We start from the raw sequence: 20,356 nt of genomic DNA, 5'->3' as shown, positions 1-20,356 counted from the left end.
GCCGGAAGCGGGGTCAGTACGTGGTCTGACCGCCGGCCCCCTCGTGGGCGGCGATGGCCGCGGCGACGTCGACGTGCGTCCGCAGGAGCCCGGTCAGTCCCAGGACCGTGAGTATGCGGACCAGCTGCCGAGGCGGACAGGCCAGAAGAAGATGGTGCCCGGCCCTCGTCGCGGTCTGTAGGGACCGCACCAGGGCGTTGACGCCGGAGGCGTCGATGAACTCGACCGCGGACAGGTCGACGACCACGCAGTTCTCCACCGCCGTGGTCGTGATACGGGTGAACGCCTCCTCTGCCGTGGCGATGTCGATCTCGCCGTCCAGTTCGACAACGGCGATCCCGTCACAGACGAACTGGTCCTGCTCCGTGTCCAGCACGGCCACGCCTCACTCCCGGGATCCAGCGTAGGAAACTCCACTCAGGACGCGATCGGTCAAATACCGACATGCCCTGACAGCCTACTCGTCTCGGGCGGCGTAGCGATGTCATCCACGGCCGCGACGCGTGCGCCACCGAATACCCAGGGGGCGCAAATCAGTCCTTACCACCACATATCGCCCAAACGATCTTTCCGCGACCCGGGAGGGTTTTCCAGCCCCATTCGCTGCTGAAAGCCGACACGAGCCCGAGGCCTCGCCCCGACTCGGCGAAATGGTGGGCCTCCATCCTGACCGGCGCTTTTTCGCTGGAGTCCGCCACCATGCACACCACTCCGCCCCTCATGCCCAGGTGGCGCAATTGGACCACGACGCGTTCCGTCCCGGGCTCGGCGGTCTCGGCACGAGCGTGGCGGCAGGCGTTGCCGACCAGCTCCGAGACGATGAGACGGACGTCCTCCATCACATCCGGACGTCCCCATTCTCGCAGTGCCCGGGCAGCGGCCTCGCGCGCCTCGCGCACCGATCCGGGGACCGACGCGAACGCCCAGCCGGCGGCGTTCGGCGTGCGCGCGCTCCCGCCGAGGGCGACACGGCCCAGCGGCTCGTGCCACCAACCGCCCAGGAGGGTGTGCGACGCCTGGGTGAGCGAGCGGCGGCTCCAGGAGACCTCGGAGGCGATATCCGAGGACACCAGCTCTGCGTTCATCACGATCCTTACGAGTGTGATGTCGGGCGATGCTGTCCGCAGGGCCATCGTGGCTTACATCTGTAAGGCACAGATGCACGTGCAGATCGACGTTTGACCTAGACTATAGGACGAAACACCCTTCGTGGTAGGCCCCTTACCAAGAATTGACTGATCAGTACTCAGGCCTACATCGTTCACATAACGCTCCTCAGGGAACACAGCACTATCTCCGAACACTTCTGTCCGTAACTCGACCACGCGGGTATACTGATTCGTCGCTCGCGCCAAATCCGCTACACGGGAGGCGATGTGGTCGCCGATCACGTACCGAATCTCCAGGTCAGCCAGGATTTCCTGGCCAATTCCAGCGGTGGCCCCACAGTCCTTCGCATTCTTCTGGGAACTCAGCTGAGACGGTTGCGTCAGGCCAAGGGCATCTCCAGGCACGACGCCGGATACGCCATCCGCGCTTCCCACGCCAAGATCAGTCGCATGGAACTGGGCCAGGTCAGCTTCAAGCGCCGCGACGTGGAGGACCTGCTCAAGCTCTACGGGGTGGACGACGTCGACCAGCGCGAGGCCCTCCTCGACCTGGTCTCCAGTGCCAACGCCCAGGGCTGGTGGCACAAGTACGGCGACGTGCTGCCGAACTGGTTCAGCGTGTACGTCGGCCTGGAGGAGGCCGCCTCGGTCATCCGTACCTTCGAGGTCCAGTTCGTGCCCGGCCTGCTCCAGAGCCAAGACTACGCCCGGTCGGTCATCCGACTGTCGGGGAGCGCGACCTCCGAGGAGGACGTCGACAACCGCGTGCAGATGCGCATGCACCGCCAGCGCAGGTTCACCGAGCCCGAGGCCCCCCGTCTGTGGGCGGTCATCGACGAGGCCGTGCTGCACCGCCCCTACGGCGACCCGGAGGTGATGCGCGGGCAGATCGAGCACCTCATCGCGATGGCGCGGCGCCCCAACATCACCATCCAGGTGGCCACCTTCTCGATGGGCGGTCACCCCGCGGCGGGCGGTCCGTTCAGCATTCTGCGCTTCCCCACTCCCCAGTTGCCCGACGTGGTCTATCTGGAACAGCTCAACAGCGCGCTGTACTTCGACAAGTACGACGACACCCATCGCTACGCGCAGACGATGGACAGACTCGCCACCCAGGCACCACCGCCCGGCGAGACGGAGAGGATCCTCCAGGGGTTCCTGGAGCGCTACTCCTGACCACGGACCCCCGTCACCGACCTCCCCTCCCTTTCCCTCCACCGCGCTTCCGAGCCCCCTGACGGGGCCTCGCCTCGCCTTCTTCGGCCCCGTCGCTCGCTCCCTTCTCCACGCCTGGTCGCTCTCCGCGTCCGGGCGTTCGCTTTGTGCTCCCGCCCCCGGTTCCCGCGTGGCCGCCTTCGGCCACGAGTGGAGAACGATCTCTGGACGAACGGACCGCACGAACCGGGGCCCCAAGGGCCATGACATGCGATTCCGCACACACGGCGTCCTGTGTTCTTGCATAAGTGCTTACCTCGGTAAGTACCAATGCACGTGCATGGGCTACGCTTTGGCTCGCACAGGGAACGAAGGAACCATCGGTGGACGCGGCCCGCCCGTGGGGAGGCCAAGGCCCACGCGAAGGACCCCGCCGTTCGGCGCGACGGACGCGGCGGTCCGGACGACCGCGGTGGACACCCCCGCTCACCAGTCCCCAGAAGCTCCAGGAGGTTGAGATGCATCCGATCTACAACGGCGTTCCCGCGAACCGCCTGCCGAAGGTCGTGTGGACCAAGAGCAGCTGGAGCAACCCCAACGGGAACTGTGTCGAGGTCGCCACCCTTCCCGACGGGGACATCGCCGTACGGAACTCGCGCGATCCCCAGGGCCCCGCCCTCATCTACACCCCCGACGAGATCGACGCCTTCGTGCGGGGGGCCAAGACCGGGGACTTCGACGGCCTTCTGCGGTGACCCCGACCCGTCCCCGCGGACGGGCGTTCGCACCCCGAGCACCTCTCTCCCCCACGGGGCGGGCACGGCACCCTCCCCTCTCAGACCATCTCGGAGAACGTCCGCGTCGATAGCCGCTGTGACCACCCCGAACCGCCCAGCGGCTTCTCCGTCCACGACGCGGACACGCACGGAGCCCGGCACCTGCGCAGGTGCCGGGCTCCGTTGTGTTCGGTCGCTCGACCGCCGTCGCGGCCGGCGTCCCCACTCTCGGCGTGCCGGGAGCCGCCCGCCCCAGGGACGCTCCAATTCCCCTGGGACGGGACGTCCTCCCGTTCGCCTCGGTCGAGGGACACCGCCCGTGGCCGTGGATCCGGTCAGGCGGCGCCGGAGGCTACAGCCGTGTGGGATCCACCAGGCCCCCGGCGGCGCCGGACCGCGTCCGGTCCCACGGGAAGTGGGTGGCGCCCAACGCGGGCTTGAGATCGAACAGCCACGCGGCCTTCTCGTCGTACTCGGCGAAGAAGGGCCTGCCGACCAGTTCGGGGTCCCGAGCCTGGATGAAGTGCAGGACGAACACCTTCTCGTCCCCCACCTCCGCGATGCCGTCCACGCACACCTTGCCCGGTGTCGCCGACATCGACGGTCCGCGCACCGTACGGGCCAGACCGGACACGTTCTTGTAGGCGTTACGGAAGATCTCGTAGGCCTCCGCGAGCGGCACGGCGAAGTAGTCCTGCGGGCCGGTGTCGCGCTCGACGAACATGTAGTAGGGAACCATGCCGTGCCGCAGGTGGGTGCGCCACATGCTCTCCCACACCGCGGGATCGTCGTTGATCGTGCGGATCAGCGGGGCCTGGGTACGGATGACGGCTCCGGTCGAGCGGATGCGGCGCACCGCCTCCTGGACGAGCTCGGGCCGCATCTCGTTCGGGTGCGAGAAGTGGGCCATGAACGCGAGGTTCTTGCCCGAGGCCACGACCTTCTCGAACAGACGAAGGGTGTCGTCGGCGTCGGGATCGGTGACGAAGCGCTGCGGCCAGTAGGCCAGTGCCTTCGTACCGATACGGATGGCCTCCAGGTGCTCGATCTCCAGCAGCGGCTCGATGTACTTGGAGATCACACCCTCGCCCATGATCATCGGGTCGCCACCGGTGAACAGCACACTGGTGACCTCGGGGTGCGAACGGACGTAATCGACGAGCTGATCGATCTCGCTGGAGGCGAACTTCAGGTCGGCGTCGCCCACGAACTGGGCCCAGCGGAAGCAGTACGTGCAGTACGCGTGACAGGTCTGCCCCTGTTTGGGGAAGAAGAGCACGGTCTCCCTGTACTTGTGCTGAACACCGGGGATGGGCTCCTCGTTGGCCAACTTGGGCACGTTGAGGTCCATCTGCCCCGCGGGATGCGGGTTCAGGCGGGCGCGAACCTGGTTGGCGGCCTCGTTCAACTCCTTACGCGAGGCACCGGAACGCAGAAGGTCGGCGATCCTGGACACGTCCGCCGAGGGCAGCATGTCCGCCTGCGGAAAGACCAGGCGATAGATCGGGTCGTCGGGAGCCGCGTCCCAGTCGATCAGTTCGTCGACGACGTAGCTGTTGACGCGGAACGGCAGCACGCTGGCCACCGCCTGCACCGCGAGTCGCTCATCGGCGGCGAGACCGGCTCGCGCGGTGAGCTCGTCCAGATGTTTCGTCGTATAGGCACGAAACCGACGTCCGGCGGACGGGGACTGTGCCACGTCTGGCGTAACGCTCACGCCTCTCCTCTCTGCGGGTATGAGGGACCTCCTGAGATCAGTCCAGGAAGCCCTGATCCGACGCCTCCCCGTGCGGGGGGCGCCGGAAGGGTTCGATGTGGTTGTCACGCATGTCCGTAGTGTGATGAGACTCCGGACCAACGGGCGGTCATACCCCATTCGGGGCTTTTGTACCCATAGTGCGGTAAGTCCATGATTGACCTGGACATATAGGAAGTATCCTCCCATGGGGACACTGACACATCTCACGACGGAGCCTTCGCGCGACCGGTACCGTGACACCGCACATCCCACGCGCCTTGGGCGTGCCCCGTCGTCCCGCCAGTGCCAGGATCAGTGCGTACCGCGCGCGGAACGCGCGCTCATCCGCCCACCACACCCATGAGGGAACAGTTGACTGGTACATCCGACGCGGAGGCACCCGTGGCGCTGCCGGCGTCGCCGCCGACCATCGCCGTGGACGCGATGGGAGGCGACAACGCTCCCACGGAGGTCGTCCGGGGCGCCGTGCTCGCCGTACGCGAACTCGGCCTACGCGTGGTGCTCGTGGGGCGGCGGACCGAGGTGACCGCACTGCTCGCGGAGGAGGACGCTCTGCGCGAGATCCCCGTGGTACACGCCGAGGACAACCTGGCGATGCACGAGGGCGCGCTGGCCAGCTGGCGGCGCCCCCGCTCCAGCGCGGCGGTCTCCTGCCGCCTGATCCGCCGAGGAGACGCCCAGGCACTGGTCTCGGCCGGCTCCACCGGGGGGATCGTGGCCACCTCGACGGTGCGGCTTCGCACCCAACCCGGTGTCCTGCGGCCGGCCCTGGCCGTGACCCTGCCCACCGGTGAGACACCGACGATCATGGTCGACGCCGGGGCCAACGCCGACGCCAAACCGGAGATGCTGGTGCAGTTCGCGCATCTGGGCTGCGCCTACGCTCAGACGGCGTTCGGGGTGCACAGGCCACGGGTGGGGGTACTGACCATCGGGTCGGAACCGGGCAAGGGCAACAAACTCGTGCGTCGGGCGACGGAGCTGCTGTCGGCCACCGCGGAGAACACGCCGGCGATGGACTTTCGCGGCAACATCGAGGGCCATGACCTGCTGGCGCGCAAGGTCGACGTGGTGGTGACCGACGGTCACACCGGAAACGTGGCGCTGAAGTCAGTGGAGGGCGCGGCTGCGTTCGCGATGGAGGCCGTACGCGCGGCGCTCACCTCCTCGATGGCGGCCAAGGCGGGGACGCTCCTGCAACGCAAGGCGCTGCGGAACCTGCGCGAGCGGTTGGACAGCGAGTCCTACGGCGGCGCCGCGCTGCTGGGACTGAACGGGACCGTGGTCATCGCGCACGGCGACAGCCGTGCCTGGGGCGTGGCGCGCGCCTGCCAACTGGCGCACGACCTGGCGGGTGGGCGGATCGGTGAGCAGATCCGCCGCCGGGTGCACACCCGCCCATCCCACTGGTTGCACCGACTGGCCCAGTCCGAACCCTCCGGATCCAAGGCCGGTGAGCAGTCCGAGTCGCCCTGACCGGCCGTCCGTACGGGAGAGGGGTCCGTGATCGGTACGCTGGAGGCATGGCCGACCCGCAGGAAGTACTCTCGCGACGGGTCCAGTCCGCCCTCGGCGCCGCCTTCGGCCCCGAGTTCGCCGACACCGACCCCGTCATCCGCCCGTCCCAGTTCGCCGACTACCAGGCGAACGTCGCGCTGGCGCTCGCCAAGCGACTGGGCCGAAAGCCGCGCGAGGTCTCCGCGGCGATCATGGAGAAGCTGGACGTGTCCGACGTCTGCCGTGACGTCGAGGTCAGCGGACCGGGGTTCATCAACCTGACCCTGCGCGAGGACTGGATCGCCGAGCGGACGCGTCGGCTCCTGGACGACCCACGACTCGGAGCGCCCCTCCAGGACGGCCAGAACATCCCGCTGGACTACTCCGCGCCCAACGTGGCCAAGGAGATGCACGTCGGGCACCTGCGCACCACCGTGGTCGGCGACTCACTGGCACGGGTTCTGGAGTTCCTGGGACACAACGTCATCCGTCAGAACCACATCGGTGACTGGGGCACGCCCTTCGGCATGCTCATCGAGCACCTGCTCGCGGTGGGCGAGGACTCCCCCGAGGCGGATCTGGTCACCACCGACCCCAACGCCTTCTACCAGGCGGCCCGCAACGAGTTCGACTCCTCCGGCCCCGGACCGGAGGACTTCGCCGCGCGTGCCCGACGCCGCGTGGTCCTGCTCCAGAACGGCGACGAGGAGACACTGCGCCTGTGGCGCAAACTCGTGGGCCTGTCGAAGGTCTACTTCAACAAGGTCTACGACAGGCTCGGGGTCACCCTCACCGACGACGACCTCGCCGGGGAGAGCACGTACAACGACATGCTCGCCGACGTGTGCGAGGAGCTGGAGTCCAAGGGCATCGCCGAGATCAGCGACGGCGCCCTGTGCGTCTTCCTCGAAGGCTTCACCGGCCGTGAGGACAAGCCCGTCCCGTTGATCGTGCGCAAGAGCGACGGCGGCTACGGCTACGCCACCACCGACCTGGCCACCGTCCGCCACCGCGTGGACGACCTCAAGGCCGATCGCATCCTGTACGTGGTCGGCGCCCCGCAGGCCATGCACTTCAAGATGGTGTGGGCCACCGCGCGCAAGGCCGGATGGCTGCCCGACAACGTCGAGACCGTCCACGTGCAGATCGGCAACGTGCTCGGTGCCGACGGCAAGATCCTGCGCACCCGCAGCGGCGCCCCGCTCCGCCTCATGGCGCTGTTGGACGAGGCGGTCGAGCGGGCCGGGGCGGTGGTCGCGCAGAACCGGCCCGACCTGGACGCCGCGAGCCGGGACGAGATCGCCCGCATGGTCGGCATCGGTGCGGTCAAGTACGCCGATCTCTCGGTGGCGCACGACACCGAGTACACGTTCGACTTCGACCGGATGCTGGCTCTGAACGGCAACACCGGCCCCTACCTGCAATACGCCCAGGCACGGATCCGCTCCATCTTCCGCAAGGGCGGTCTGGAGCTGTCCGAGGCCCGGGGGCGGATCACCGTCTCCCAGGAGGCCGAGCGTGCCCTGGCCCTCAAGCTGTTGGAGTTCGGCGCCGTGGTGGCCCAGGTCGGCGACCTGCTCCAGCCGCACCGTCTGTCCTCCTACCTGTTCGATCTGGCGCAGTCGTTGACGGCGTTCTACGAGCACTGCCCGGTGCTGACCGCGGACACCGAGGCCGAGCGCGAGTCGCGCCTGGCGCTGGTCGCGGTGGCGTTCCGCGTCCTGGTCCAGGGCCTGGACCTGCTGGGCGTGGAGGCCCCCGAACACATGTGACGGCGGGCGCGCGCGTCCACCACGCGGAAAGGAGGCCGGGGCGGTGTCCGCCCCGGCCTCCTCCATACGCACGTCTCCACGGTCGCCGACCGGACCCCGCACTCGGGCGTGACCGGCGTCCGGACCGCCGGGCGGGGGACGACTCAGCCCTCCAGCAGGGCCTCCACCTCGTCCCGGGTGGGCATCGACGAACTGGCTCCGTGCCGCTGGACCGAGAGCGAGGCCGCCGCAGCGGCGAACCGCATGGCCTCCTCGGGGCCGCGCCCCTGCGCCCTGGCGACCGCGAAGGAGCCGCAGAAGGTGTCACCCGCAGCCGTGGTGTCCACGGCCTTCACCCGGCGGGCGGGAACGTGCACCGGTTCACCACCGCGACGACCGTGCAGGGAACCGTCCCCGCCCAGGGTCAGCAGTACCTCAGGAACGATCTCCAGCAGCGCCGTGAGCGCCTCGTACGGATCCTCGCGACCCGTGATCGCGGCCGCCTCGTGCTGGTTGGGGACCAGCACGTCCACCGCCGACAGGAGTTCGTCGGGCAGTTCACGCGCCGGAGCGGGGGTCAGGTAGACCGGGACGCCCAGGTCCCGACCGGTACGCGCGGCCGAGACCACCGCCTTCATGGGCAGTTCGAGCTGGAGCAGCAGGGCCGCGCCGCCCTCGATGGTCGCGGCGTCCCCCTCCGCCACACCGGTGACCTCACCGTTGGCTCCGGGAACGACGATGATCGAGTTCCCGCCATCGCCGTCCACCACGATGTGCGCCACCCCCGACACTCCGGGCACGGTACGCAGTCCGGACACGTCGACGCCGTGGTCGACCAGGTTGGCCCGCAACTCCTCACCGAAGGCGTCCTCCCCCACCGCTCCGAGGAAGGCCACCTCGGCGCCGACCCGGGCGGCCGCGACCGCCTGGTTGGCGCCCTTGCCCCCCGGAACCTGACGGAAGGCCGTGCCGGTGACCGTCTCACCGCTGCCGGGAACCCGGTCGACGTAGGCGACCAGGTCCATGTTCACGCTGCCGAAGACCGAGATACGCGGCGCCGCACTCATGTGGTCGCCTCCTTGGGCCTGGCCTGACCCTCGTCCCCGTCCAGGCCCACGATGACCGGGGCGTGGTCGGAGGCTCCCTTGCCCTTGCGCTCCTCGCGGTCCACGCTCGCGCCGCTCACACGCTCACGCAGCGCGGGGGAGGCCAGGACGAAGTCGATGCGCATGCCCTTGCGCTTGGGGAAGGACAGTCCCTTGTAGTCCCAGTAGGTGTACACACCGGGTCCCGGGGTGTGGGGGCGGGCCACGTCCTCGAACCCGGCACCGACCAGTTTCTCAAAGGCCGCGCGCTCGGGGGCGGTGACGTGGGTGCTGCCCTCGAACTCGGCCATGTCCCACACGTCCTCGTCGCGGGGGGCGATGTTGAAGTCGCCCATGTAGGCGATCTGCGCCCGGGGATCGGCGGCCAGGTCGGCGCTGCCCGCCTCGCGCAACGCCTCCAGCCAACAGAGCTTGTAGTCGTAGTGGGGATGGCCGACCTCACGCCCGTTGGGCACGTACAGGCTCCACACCCGCACGCCCGCACAGGTGGCGCCGATGGCGCGGGCCTCGGCCTCCTCGGGGTCGCCGTAGCCGGGCTGGCCCGGGAAACCGATCCGGACGTCGTCGATCCCGACGCGGGAGGCGATCGCGACCCCGTTCCACTGGGACAGGCCGTGATGGGCCACCTCATAGCCGCGGTCGGTGAAGACCGACGCGGGGAACTGGTCGTCCCTGGCCTTGGTCTCCTGGACGGCCAGGACGTCGACGTCGCTCCGGTCCAGCCAGGCGCCGATTCGCTCGGCCCGGGCCCGGGCGCTGTTCACATTCCATGTCGCGATACGCACAGCCAAAGGCTAGGACATTCTCGGTGGGCGCATACCCCACCCCGCCCTTCCTCGTCCCGATGGGCGGCGCCCCGATGCGGCCGTCCTCCGCACCGGGGCATCGCGACTCCCGGCACACGTGCCCGGATGGTTTCCGTCGCGCTCTCTTGGACGTCCAGCCCTCCCCCGAGGTTCGCATTGGGCGAAAGGTTTTTCCTGGCGTGCCGGAGCGCAGACCCCGTCCACACGCGTAGGCCACGCCCCGACGGGTAGGCGTGTGTTCCAGACCACACCATGCCTCGACGAGGTGAGAGCGCACATGTCAACGTCGGACATCGACAGCACCGCCACCCACGCCCCGGAAGTCGACGAACGACGTGCCCGCGCCGTGGCGGAACAGGCACGCGAGAGCGGAGGGCACCGCCCCGGCTTCGCCAAGGAGCTGTATCTGGGACGCCTTCGCCTGGACCTGATCCACCCGCTCACCGGGCCCGACGAGGAGGCCCGACGTCGGGGCGAGGCCTTCCTGGAGTCGTTGCGCGGGTTCTGCGAGGAGATCGACGCCCAACGCATCGAACGGCAGGAGCGCATCCCCGACGAGGTCGTCAACGGCCTTCGCGCACTCGGCGCGTTCGGTATGAAGATCCCCGTCGAGTACGGCGGGCTCGGACTCGGCCAGGTCCACTACAACCGCGCCCTGATGCTCGTCGGCTCGGTCTCGCCCGCGGTCGGCGCCCTGCTCTCGGCCCACCAGTCCATCGGTGTCCCCCAACCCATCGCCATGTTCGGCACCGAGGAGCAAAAGCGCGCGTTCCTGCCCCGCTGCGCGCGTGAGGACATCAGCGCGTTCCTGCTCACCGAACCCGACGTGGGCAGTGACCCGGCGAGGCTGCGGACCACCGCCACGCCCACGGAGGACGGCGGGTACGTGCTGGACGGCGTGAAGCTGTGGACCACCAACGGTGTGGTCGCCGACCTGCTCGTGATCATGGCCAGGGTGCCCGAGGGCCCCGGCCATCGGGGCGGCATCACCGCCTTCGTGGTCGAGGGCACCTCTCCGGGCATCACCGTGGAGCGGCGCAACCGCTTCATGGGGCTGCGCGGCCTGGAGAACGGCCTCACGCGGCTGCACGGGGTACGGGTCCCGGCGGCCAACCGGATCGGTGAGGAGGGACAGGGATTGCGAATCGCGCTGTCCACCCTCAACACCGGACGGCTCTCGCTTCCCGCCATGTGCGTGGGCGCGGGCAAGTTGGCGACCAAGATGTCCCGCGAATGGGCACGTGAACGCGTCCAGTGGGGTCGTCCCGTGGGCAGGCACGAGGAGGTGGCCAAGAAGATCTCCTACATCGCGGCCACCACCTACGCCATGGAGGCCATGCTGGACCTGGCCGGTCAGATGGCCGACGACCGACGCAACGACATCCGCATCGAGGCGGCCATCGCCAAACTGTGGGCCTCCGAGCACGCGTACACGATCGCCGACGAACTCGTGCAGATCCGCGGAGGTCGCGGTTTCGAGACCGCCGACTCCCTGGCCGCACGCGGCGAACGCGGCGTCCCCGCCGAACAGATGCTGCGTGATCTGCGCATCAACCGGATCTTCGAAGGGTCCACGGAGATCATGCACCTGCTGATCGCCCGTGAGGCGGTGGACGCCCACCTGTCGGTGGCCGGGGACATCATCGATCCCGAGGCCGACCGGGCGACCAAGGCCAGGGCGGTGGTCAAGGCCGGCGGGTTCTACGCCCGGTGGCTGCCCACCCTGACCGTCGGCCGGGGATGGTCACCGTCGGCGTTCCATGAGTTCGGACCGCTCGCCGCCCACCTGAGGTACGTCGAGCGCACCTGTCGCAGGCTCGCCCGCTCCACCTTCTACGGCATGTCCCGCTGGCAGGGAGGGTTGGAGGTCAAACAGGGTTTCCTCTCCCGGATCGTGGACATCGGCGCGGAACTGTTCGCGATGAGCGCGGTGGTCGTGCGCGCCCACCATGACGCCGACGCCCACCCCGGACGGGGAAGGGGCCCGCTCGAACTGGCCGACGTGTTCTGTCGCCAGTCGCGGTTGCGGGTGGAAGGCCTGTTCGAGGGCCTGTGGACCAACACCGACACCGTGGACGGCAAGCTGTCCCGACGTCTGATGGACGACGCCTACACGTGGATGGAGGAGGGCGTCGTCGACCCCTCCCTGCCCGGCCCCCTCATCGCCCCGGTGGTCCCCGGACCGTCGAAGGAGGAGGACCTGCACCGACGCATGGGCTGACACCGTGAGGGCCCCCGAATGTCGCGGACGAGGACTACGGTGACGGGATGGCCGAACCGCAGCCCCGCCGCGACGCGGAAATCTCCCTCTCCCAGGCGCGCAGGATCGCACTCGCCGCCCAGGGTTTCGACGATCCCGCTCCGAAGGGCGGACCGACGCTCACCCATCTGGCACGAGTGGTGCGCCGGGTGGGCCTCCTACAGATCGACAGCGTGAACGTGCTGTCCCGTAGCCAGTACCTTCCGGTGTTCGCGCGCCTGGGTCCCTACGACACCGCTCTGCTGGACCGGGCCGCCACCACCGCGGCCGGTTCCGGCCCGGCCCGGCTGGTGGAGTGCTGGGCGCACGAGGCCAGCCTGGTGCCGCCCTCCACCCGCCAACTGTTGCGCTACAGGATGGACCGCAACCGTGCCGAGACCCGTGTGGGGTGGATGAACGGCATCAAGGAGGAGAAGCCGGAACTGGTCAAGGCCGTGTACGAGGAGGTGGCGCGGATCGGCCCGGCCGGCGCCCGCCGGGTGGAGGCGGAACTGGAGCACGACCTGCCACGGGCGAAGGAGCACTGGGGCTGGAACTGGTCGGAGGTCAAGAAGTGTCTGGAGTACCTGTTCTGGATCGGCGACCTGACCTCCAACGGACGTAACGCACAGTTCGAACGGCTCTACGACCTGCCTGAACGGGTGCTGCCTCCCCAGGTGCACGATGCGCCGCGGCTCTCCCCCGAGGAGGCGCACCGCGCCCTGGTGTCCATCGCGGCCCGCGCCCACGGGGTGGCCACGGAGGCGTGCCTGCGCGACTACTTCCGGTTGAGACCGGCCGAGTCCCGAGCGGCCGTCGCCGACCTGGTGGAGGCCGGTGAACTGGTGCCGGTGCGGGTGCGGGGCTGGGAACGTACCGCCTACCTGCACCGCGACGCCCGGATGCCCCGCAGGATGGACGCGCGGGCGCTGCTGAGCCCCTTCGACTCGCTCGTGTGGACGCGCGGGCGCGCCGAGGAACTGTTCGGGTTCCGCTACCGGCTGGAGATCTACGTGCCCGCCGCCAAGCGCGTCCACGGCTACTACGTGCTGCCGTTCCTGCTGGGTGAGGATCTGGTGGCCAGGGTGGACCTCAAGGCGGACCGCCGGTCCGGGACCCTGCTGGCCCAACGGATCACCCTGGAGGAGGACGCACCCGAGGAGACCCTGCCCGCGTTGGTCGAGCAGTTGGGCCGGATGGCCGCCTGGTTGGGGCTGCACGACGGTGTCGGAGGTCCCGCGCTGACCTCCCCCGTCCGCTGATCCCACACGGAGCGCTCGGGGGCCGCCGAGGTCGCCCGTCAAGAAGCGCGCGCGTCCACACCGGGAAACGGCAAAACGGTGACGTGCCCCCTTCCCCCGCCGGGTCGTGCGATCCTCGGGGGAGCCACAGGTCCGGCACCATTTCCGGCAACGATCGTCCCAAAGGCACAGACCGATGGTCCCCGTCGGATCTACGCTGCCCACAGGGGATGAGCGCGGCCCACCGTGCGTGCCCCGGCCACGACCGCGCCCGGGGGTGACCTGCCCTGACTCCCCGCGATGACGAGGGAGGTCCGAAGATGACCTGGTCAGGCGGACGAACAGTGTCCGAGAAGGCGTGGACGGACCTGGGGGCGAGGCTCTCGGGAGAGGTCCTCACGCCCGGTGACGAGGGCTACGAGGAGGCGCGCACCGTCTTCAACACCATGATCGACCTGAGGCCGCGCGCGATCGCCCAGTGCGCCACCGTCGAGGACGTCGTCCACGCCGTGACGCGTGCCCGCGAGGAAGGCGTGGAGGTCGCCGTACGAGGCGGCGGGCACAGTGTCGCGGGGATGTCGCTGACCGAAGGCGGCCTGGTCGTGGACCTACGCCGGATGAACGAGGTGACCGTCGACCGCGACGGGAGGGAGGTCCGTGTCCGGGGAGGCGCCCTCATGGGGGATCTGGACGCGGCGACCTCTCCTCACGGTCTGGTGACCACCGGCGGCAGGGTCTCCACCACCGGCGTCGGCGGGTTCACCCTGGGCGGCGGGTCGGGGTGGCTGGAGCGCAGGTTCGGCCTGGCCTGCGACAACCTTCTGAGCGTGGACCTGGTGACGGCGGCCGGAGACCGGGTACGCTCCTCCTCCTCGGAGGACCCCGAACTGTTCTGGGCCCTGCACGGAGGCGGCGGGAACTTCGGGGTGGCGACCGAACTGAGCCTGCGCCTGCACCCGCTGCCCGAGTTCACCCTCGGGGTGCTCATGTTCCGCCCCGATCGCGGCCCCGGGGTGGTCCGGACCTGGCGCGACCTGATGGCCACGGCCCCGGACGAGATCGGGGGCGCCGTGATCTACCTGGTCGCCGATCCCGAACCGTTCGTCCCCGAGGACATGGTCGGGACCCTGGTGTGCGGTGTGGTGCTGACCTGCGCGGGCGGGGAGGCGTTGCTGCGCGACGTGGCCGCACCCCTTCTGGGGATGCGCCCCGACGCGGAGATGATCGCCGAGATGCCCTACCAGGCGGCCCAGAAGGCGCTCGACGATCCGCCCGGTTACCGCAACTACTGGTCGGTGGAGCACCTGGCGACACTGCCCGACGAGGCCGTCGAGCTGTTCTGCGACCGTGCCGAGGACATGGTCGTCCCCTCTCCGACCGGACACATCCTCTTCCCGCTCAGCGGAGCGGTGTCGCGGGCACCGGGCGACCACCCCGTGCCGTGGCGCTCCGCGAGGTGGGCGGTCCACCCGCTGGCCATGTGGGAGGACCCCGACGACGACGCCCGTGCCCGGCGATGGGTGCGGGACGTCCGCTCGGACATGCTTCCGTGGTCGACCGGGGACGTCTACCTCAACTTCGTCGCCGACGAGGGGCGGGATCGCGTCGTCGCCGGGTTCGGAGAGGAGAACTACCGCAGGCTGAGCGCGGTCAAGACGAGGGTGGATCCGGAGAACCTCTTCCACCGCAACCACAACGTCCTGCCCGCCAGGGCGATGCCCGCGGCCACGGCCCCGCCGCCCCGCAGGGGCTGACGCGGGCCGGGCCACGTGCGTGCGACCGTCGCGGCGGTCAGACGCGTTCGATGATGGTGACGTTGGCCTGGCCACCGCCCTCGCACATGGTCTGTAGACCGTAGCGGCCACCGGTGCGGTGCAGTTCGTTGACCAGCTTGGTCATGAGCACCGTCCCGGTGGCTCCCAGCGGGTGACCCAGGGCGATCGCACCGCCGTTGGGGTTGACCTTGGCCGGGTCGGCCCCCAGTTCCTGGATCCAGGACATCGGCACCGGGGCGAAGGCCTCGTTGATCTCGGTGACGTCGATGTCGTCGATGCTCAGCCCGGCCTTCTCCAAGGCGATCCTCGTCGCGGGGATGGGCGCGGTGAGCATGTACACCGGGTCGTCGCCGACCAGCGACAGCTGGACGATCCGGGCCAGCGGGGTCAGTCCGTGCTGCTCGACGGCGCGCTCGGAGGCGATCAGGATCGCGCCCGCGCCGACGGAGATCTGGCTGGCCACGGCGGCGGTGAGCGCCCAGCCCTCACGCAGCGGCTTCAGGCCGGCCATCTTCTCCAGCGTGGTGTCGGGGCGCACGCCCTCGTCGCGGTCGACCCCGGCGAGGGGAGCGATCTGGTCGTCGAAGTAACCGGCCTCCAGTGCCTTGGCCGCGCGCCGGTGGCTCTCCAGGGAGAACTCCTCCAACTGTTCGCGGGTGAAGCCCCACTTCTCGCACATGAGCTGGGCGCCACGGAACTGGGAGATCTCCTGCGTGCCGTAGCGTTCGGTCCAGCCCTCGCCGTACAGGCTGAGACCGTTGTCCACGGCGTACTGGACGTTGGAGCCCATGGGGACCATGCCCATGTTCTCGACGCCGGAGGCCACGACCAGGTCCTGGGTGCCGGACATGACGCCCTGGGCGGCGAAGTGCACGGCCTGCTGGGAGGAACCGCACTGGCGGTCGATGGTGACGCCCGCGACGGACTCGGGCAGACCGGCGGAGAGCCAGGCGGTGCGGGCCAGGTCGAGCGCCTGCGGCCCCACCTGACTGACGCATCCCATGATGACGTCCTCGACCGCCGACGGGTCGACTCCGGTGCGGTCGACGAGTTCCTTGAGCACGTGCGCGCCCAGGTCCGCCGGGTGCACGGCGGCCAGGGCGCCCTTCTTGGTGCCGACGGGGGTGCGCACTGCGCCGACGATGTATGCCTCGGCCACGAGATCCTCCAAGAGCCTGGATGACGGTTCTGAACCGAACTGTATTCGGTTCGCCTGATCCGGCAAGGACCCGCCCCCATACCGGAAAGGCCGACCGAGGTCCACGACCGTGGGAACACCGGCCGACCCGGGTCGGACCCTTCAAAGCCGAACGCGATTCGGTTACTGTGGGCGCACCCAGGAATCCCCGAGCCCCGGAGCCGAACATGAAGCGGGAACTCTTCGACGCCGAGCACGACCTCTTCCGCGAAGCGGTGACGGAGTTCCTCAAGCGGGAGGTCGTTCCCTTCCACCAGCAGTGGGAGAAGGACGGGATCGTCCCCCGACAGGTGTGGACCAAGGCCGGTGAGGTGGGGCTGCTCGGCCACGGCGTGCCGGAGGAGTACGGCGGCACCGGGCTCGACGACTACCGGTACAACGCCATCGTCAACGAGGAGATCTGCCGGGCCCACGCCAGTGGACTCGGCATCACCCTCCAGAACGACATCATGACCCCGTACATGGTCGGCCTGACCGACGACGAGCAAAAAAGGCGCTGGCTGCCGGGCTTCGCCCGCGGCGAGCTGATCACCGCCATCGCCATGACCGAGCCCGGGGCGGGCAGCGACCTCCAGGGCATCACCACCTCGGCGGTACGCGACGGCGACGAGTACGTCATCAACGGCTCCAAGACCTTCATCACCAACGGCGTCAACGCCGACCTGGTGATCGTGGTCGCGCGGACCGATCCCGACGCGGGCGCCCAGGGCTTCTCGCTCATCGCGGTCGAGCGCGGCACCCCCGGGTTCGAGCGTGGACGCAACCTGGACAAGGTCGGCATGAGGGCACAAGACACGGCCGAGCTGTTCTTCGACGACGTACGCGTGCCGACGGCCAACCTCATCGGTCGGGAGGGCGGCGGCTTCGTCCACCTGATGGAGAACCTGCCCCAGGAGCGGCTCTCCATCGCCACCTGTGCCACGGCCTCCGCCGAGCGCGTGCTGGAGCACACCATCGAGTACTGCCGTGAGCGCACCGCCTTCGGCCGCCCGATCGGGCGCTTCCAGAACACCCGTTTCGTCCTGGCCGAGTTGGCCACCGAGGTGGACATCGCCCGCACCTACGTGGACCGCGGCATCGAGCTGCTCAACCGGGGTGAGCTCACCGCCGAGGACGCCGCCATGGCCAAGTGGTGGACCACCGAGCTGTGCAACAAGGTCATGGACCGTTGCCTCCAGCTTCACGGCGGGTACGGGTACATGATGGAATACCCCGTGGCACGGGCCTGGCAGGACTCCCGCATCCAGACGATCTACGGCGGCACCACCGAGATCATGAAGGAGATCGTGGGACGAGGGCTGGGACTGTGACCGTGTGAGCCCCCGTTCGGAAGGGTCGGAGCTGTCATGAGCGGTGCGTGGGACGGCCTCATCGTCATGGGCCTGCTGGCCGTACTGCTCGTGATCGGCGTGCGCAGACTCCGGCCCAGGATCCACATCCCGTGGAGCACCCCGGGGATCGTGGTCGTCTTCGTCTTCGTCTGCCTGCTCCTGTGGGCGTGGTCCTGGCGCTGAGCGTCGGACCCGGAGAACGTCGGGAGACTACTCCCCGTCGTCCTCCTTGTCCTCCTTCGCCTCCTCCTGCGCGTGCATGGGCATCTCGAACCAGACCGCCTTGCCGTCCGGCGTCGGACGCGAACCCCACCGGCTGGCCAGCTGCTCCACCAGGTACAGCCCCCGGCCGCCCTCGTCGTCCGCGGCGGCACTGCGGATACGCGGCAGCCGCAGGTCGTTGTCGAAGACCTCCACCCACACCGTGGACGCTCCGCGCCGCAGACGGAGCAGGAACTCCTTCTCCTCCGGGTCCTCGGCCTCCTCGTCGGCCCCCTCGCCGACCGCCTCCAACAGGTCCGACCAGTCCTCGTCGAACTCGTCCTCGGCGTCACCGGCCCCGAACGGGATCTCGGAGTCCAGCACACCGCCGCCGGTGAACTCGCGGTGCACCGGGTGCGGGGTGGCGTGGATGACGACGTTGGTGACGATCTCCGAGACCAACAGACAGGCCAGTTCGGCCTGGTCCCGGTCCATCCCCCACTCCTTGAAGGTCTTGGCCGCCAGGTGGCGGGCCTCGCCCACGGTGGAGGCCTCCGAGCGGAACCACCCCTCGCGCAGGGCGAGTTCGTCGGAGTGGGTGCGCACGACCAGCAGGGCGGTGTCGTCCTCCAGTTCTCCGGGGACGCTGTGCACGGCCGCCTCGGCCATCTGCTCCACGTCCTTGTCCGCGACCTCCGACACTCGTTCGGAGAGCTGGACGAGGGCCTGTTCGGGGTCGGGGTCGCCGCCCACCGGTCGCCGGTTCACGAGCCCGTCGGTGTACAACACCATGGTGGCGCCTATGGGAAGGCGGAGGTCGGCCTGGTGATAGACCACGTCCTCTCCCGCGCCGCCCTTGGCTCGTACGCCCAGCACCCGGTCGGTGACCTCCAGATCCAGTTTCTCCACCGATTCGGAGGTCACCAGCAGCGGCGGAGCGTGGCCGGCGTTGGCGTAGGACAGCTCACGGGACCAGGCGTCATAGACCATGTACAGGCAGCTGACACTGGGGATCCAGGTGTCGCCCTCGCCGTCCTCCTGCCCCAGCTGGCGGACCCATTCGTCGAGCTCTCGCAGGATGTCGGCGGGCTCACGGTCGGCCTGGGCGAAGGCGCGCAGAGCGGCGCGCAGCTGGCCCATGACGGCCGCGGCGTGCGGCCCCCGACCCTCCACGTCGCCGATGACCAGGCCCACGCGCCCCGCCGAGAGCGGAATGGCGTCGTAGAAGTCACCACCGACCTGGATCTGGGCCTCATGCCCGTGTGACCGTGACGACGCCGCGGGCAGGTAGCGGTGGGCGACCGTCAGTCCGTCCAGGGAGGGCAGTCTGCTGGGCAGCAGACTGCGCTGGAAGGCGATGACGGTACCCCGCTCCTCCTCGAACAGGCGGGCGTTGTCGATGGCCAGCGCCACTCTGGAGACGATGGCGCCGACGAGGTCGCGGTCGAAGCCGCCATAGACGCTCTTCTGCCGGGGGGTGAGTTTGGACAGGGCCAGGGTGAGCACTCCGAGCACTTCGCCGCGGGCCCGCAACGGGGCGGCGATCGCCGAGGTGATGCCGACCTGACGCGAGGTGTAGTCGGAACGGCTGTTGGGCGAGCTCTCGAACAGGTACTCGTTGCTGACCACCGTCTCCAGACGGCGCAGTGCCTGGGTGACGAAGTGACGTTCGGGGTAACGGACCTCGTCCCCGACGTCGTACCAGGTGCCGGGCGGGGGCGTCCATCCCTCGGCGTGCACCGAGACCTGCCTGATGAGGCGGTCGCGTTCGTACAGGTCGATGAAGCAGTGGTCGGCGAACTGCGGCACCAGGATGCCCGCCACGCCCTTGACCGTGGACTCGAACTCCAGCGAACTGGACAGCCGACTGCCGATGCGCTCCAGCAGCCCGTACTGCTCCTCCACCCGGCCGCTGCGCAGTGCCTCGCGGGCGATGAGGATGATGCCGTCGATCTCCCCCGTCTCGTCGCGCATGGGCACCGCCTGGGCGCGCACGTGGATCCACGTGGCGTCGCTCTTGAGCACGGCGAAGGTGCCCTCCCACGGTTCACCGCGCAGGACCCGCCGGGCGAGCTGGGCGGCGTGCTCGCGGTCCGACTCGTGGATGCCGATGTCGAGCAGGGAGCGACCGACGTAGTCGCGACCGTCCACGAATCCGAAGAGTTCACGTGCGAAGGGGTTCCAGTAGCGCAGCAGGCTGAAGCTGTCGATGACGACGATGGCGATCTGCGCCTGGTCCACCACGTCGGCCGTGGCGAGCGCGTCGCTCTCCCGGAAGGGCTCACCCCACCGTGTCATCTAGCCGCCACCTCGCCGTCATGAGCTGCACACATGCCTGCTCCGGGTACCCCGAACGACCGCACCTTGGGGCGAGCGTAGCAACACCGTCAACGTTCCCGCAGCGCAATGTGA

The 20,356-nt window shown here is 69.1% G+C and carries 16 protein-coding genes; 9 read left to right on the top strand and 7 right to left on the bottom strand.

What is annotated here, in order from left to right:
* Positions 1-13: 13 nt before the first annotated feature.
* A complete protein-coding gene (locus tag PFX91_RS05170; protein ID WP_285729796.1) occupies positions 14-382 on the bottom strand; it encodes an STAS domain-containing protein in 369 nt (122 codons plus the stop codon).
* A 151-nt stretch (positions 383-533) separates the two neighbouring features.
* Positions 534-1,085, bottom strand: a complete 552-nt coding sequence (locus tag PFX91_RS05165; protein WP_285729795.1) for an ATP-binding protein — start codon at positions 1,083-1,085, stop codon at positions 534-536.
* A 291-nt stretch (positions 1,086-1,376) separates the two neighbouring features.
* Between PFX91_RS05165 and PFX91_RS05160 the strand changes: the two genes are divergently transcribed.
* The gene (locus PFX91_RS05160) at positions 1,377-2,285 is read left to right on the top strand and encodes a Sco1979 family transcriptional regulator (protein ID WP_285729794.1); all 909 of its coding nucleotides are present in this window, start codon (positions 1,377-1,379) and stop codon (positions 2,283-2,285) included.
* A gap of 497 nt (positions 2,286-2,782) precedes the next feature.
* The gene (locus PFX91_RS05155) at positions 2,783-3,019 is read left to right on the top strand and encodes a DUF397 domain-containing protein (protein WP_285729793.1); all 237 of its coding nucleotides are present in this window, start codon (positions 2,783-2,785) and stop codon (positions 3,017-3,019) included.
* Between the two features lie 373 nt (positions 3,020-3,392).
* On the opposite strand, the gene PFX91_RS05150 is transcribed toward PFX91_RS05155, so the two are convergent.
* The gene (locus tag PFX91_RS05150; protein ID WP_502888259.1) at positions 3,393-4,634 is read right to left on the bottom strand and encodes a KamA family radical SAM protein; all 1,242 of its coding nucleotides are present in this window, start codon (positions 4,632-4,634) and stop codon (positions 3,393-3,395) included.
* Positions 4,635-5,150: 516 nt separating this feature from the next.
* On the opposite strand from PFX91_RS05150, the gene plsX reads away from it, so the two are divergent.
* On the top strand, positions 5,151-6,275 hold the full coding sequence (plsX, locus tag PFX91_RS05145; protein ID WP_285729792.1) for a phosphate acyltransferase PlsX: 1,125 nt from the start codon (positions 5,151-5,153) through the stop codon (positions 6,273-6,275).
* 47 nt (positions 6,276-6,322) lie between these two features.
* Complete coding sequence (gene argS, locus PFX91_RS05140; protein ID WP_285729791.1) at positions 6,323-8,068, top strand: arginine--tRNA ligase; 1,746 nt, start codon at positions 6,323-6,325, stop codon at positions 8,066-8,068.
* Between the two features lie 143 nt (positions 8,069-8,211).
* On the opposite strand, the gene rbsK is transcribed toward argS, so the two are convergent.
* Together rbsK and PFX91_RS05130 are read right to left on the bottom strand one after the other, a co-directional pair.
* Positions 8,212-9,114, bottom strand: coding sequence for a ribokinase (rbsK, locus tag PFX91_RS05135; RefSeq protein ID WP_285729789.1), 903 nt, complete (start codon positions 9,112-9,114; stop codon positions 8,212-8,214).
* Positions 9,111-9,938 (bottom strand): exodeoxyribonuclease III, encoded by an 828-nt coding sequence (locus tag PFX91_RS05130; RefSeq protein WP_285729788.1) that lies wholly within the window; start codon positions 9,936-9,938, stop codon positions 9,111-9,113. Before PFX91_RS05130 ends, rbsK begins: the two co-directional genes overlap by 4 nt.
* A gap of 298 nt (positions 9,939-10,236) precedes the next feature.
* Between PFX91_RS05130 and PFX91_RS05125 the strand changes: the two genes are divergently transcribed.
* The 3 genes from PFX91_RS05125 (at position 10,237) to PFX91_RS05115 (ending at position 15,193) form a co-directional block, all read left to right on the top strand.
* Positions 10,237-12,180 (top strand): acyl-CoA dehydrogenase family protein, encoded by a 1,944-nt coding sequence (locus PFX91_RS05125; RefSeq protein WP_285729786.1) that lies wholly within the window; start codon positions 10,237-10,239, stop codon positions 12,178-12,180.
* A gap of 47 nt (positions 12,181-12,227) precedes the next feature.
* Complete coding sequence (locus tag PFX91_RS05120) at positions 12,228-13,460, top strand: winged helix-turn-helix domain-containing protein (RefSeq protein WP_285729785.1); 1,233 nt, start codon at positions 12,228-12,230, stop codon at positions 13,458-13,460.
* A 299-nt stretch (positions 13,461-13,759) separates the two neighbouring features.
* The gene (locus tag PFX91_RS05115) at positions 13,760-15,193 is read left to right on the top strand and encodes an FAD-binding oxidoreductase (RefSeq protein ID WP_285729784.1); all 1,434 of its coding nucleotides are present in this window, start codon (positions 13,760-13,762) and stop codon (positions 15,191-15,193) included.
* A gap of 37 nt (positions 15,194-15,230) precedes the next feature.
* Here the strand turns inward: PFX91_RS05115 and PFX91_RS05110 are convergent, their stop codons facing one another.
* Positions 15,231-16,373, bottom strand: a complete 1,143-nt coding sequence (locus PFX91_RS05110; protein ID WP_285729782.1) for an acetyl-CoA C-acetyltransferase — start codon at positions 16,371-16,373, stop codon at positions 15,231-15,233.
* Positions 16,374-16,579: 206 nt separating this feature from the next.
* On the opposite strand from PFX91_RS05110, the gene PFX91_RS05105 reads away from it, so the two are divergent.
* On the top strand, positions 16,580-17,722 hold the full coding sequence (locus tag PFX91_RS05105) for an acyl-CoA dehydrogenase family protein (protein WP_285729781.1): 1,143 nt from the start codon (positions 16,580-16,582) through the stop codon (positions 17,720-17,722).
* A gap of 36 nt (positions 17,723-17,758) precedes the next feature.
* Complete coding sequence (locus PFX91_RS05100; RefSeq protein WP_285729780.1) at positions 17,759-17,926, top strand: hypothetical protein; 168 nt, start codon at positions 17,759-17,761, stop codon at positions 17,924-17,926.
* Positions 17,927-17,953: 27 nt separating this feature from the next.
* Here the strand turns inward: PFX91_RS05100 and PFX91_RS05095 are convergent, their stop codons facing one another.
* Positions 17,954-20,242, bottom strand: a complete 2,289-nt coding sequence (locus PFX91_RS05095) for a SpoIIE family protein phosphatase (protein ID WP_285729779.1) — start codon at positions 20,240-20,242, stop codon at positions 17,954-17,956.
* Positions 20,243-20,356 lie beyond the last annotated feature (114 nt).

The sequence above is a fragment of the Nocardiopsis sp. ATB16-24 genome (assembly GCF_030271535.1).
Classification (GTDB): Bacteria; Actinomycetota; Actinomycetes; order Streptosporangiales; family Streptosporangiaceae; genus Nocardiopsis.
Note: the sequence above shows the minus strand (reverse complement) of the source record. Positions and strands in the feature narration are given on the sequence as shown.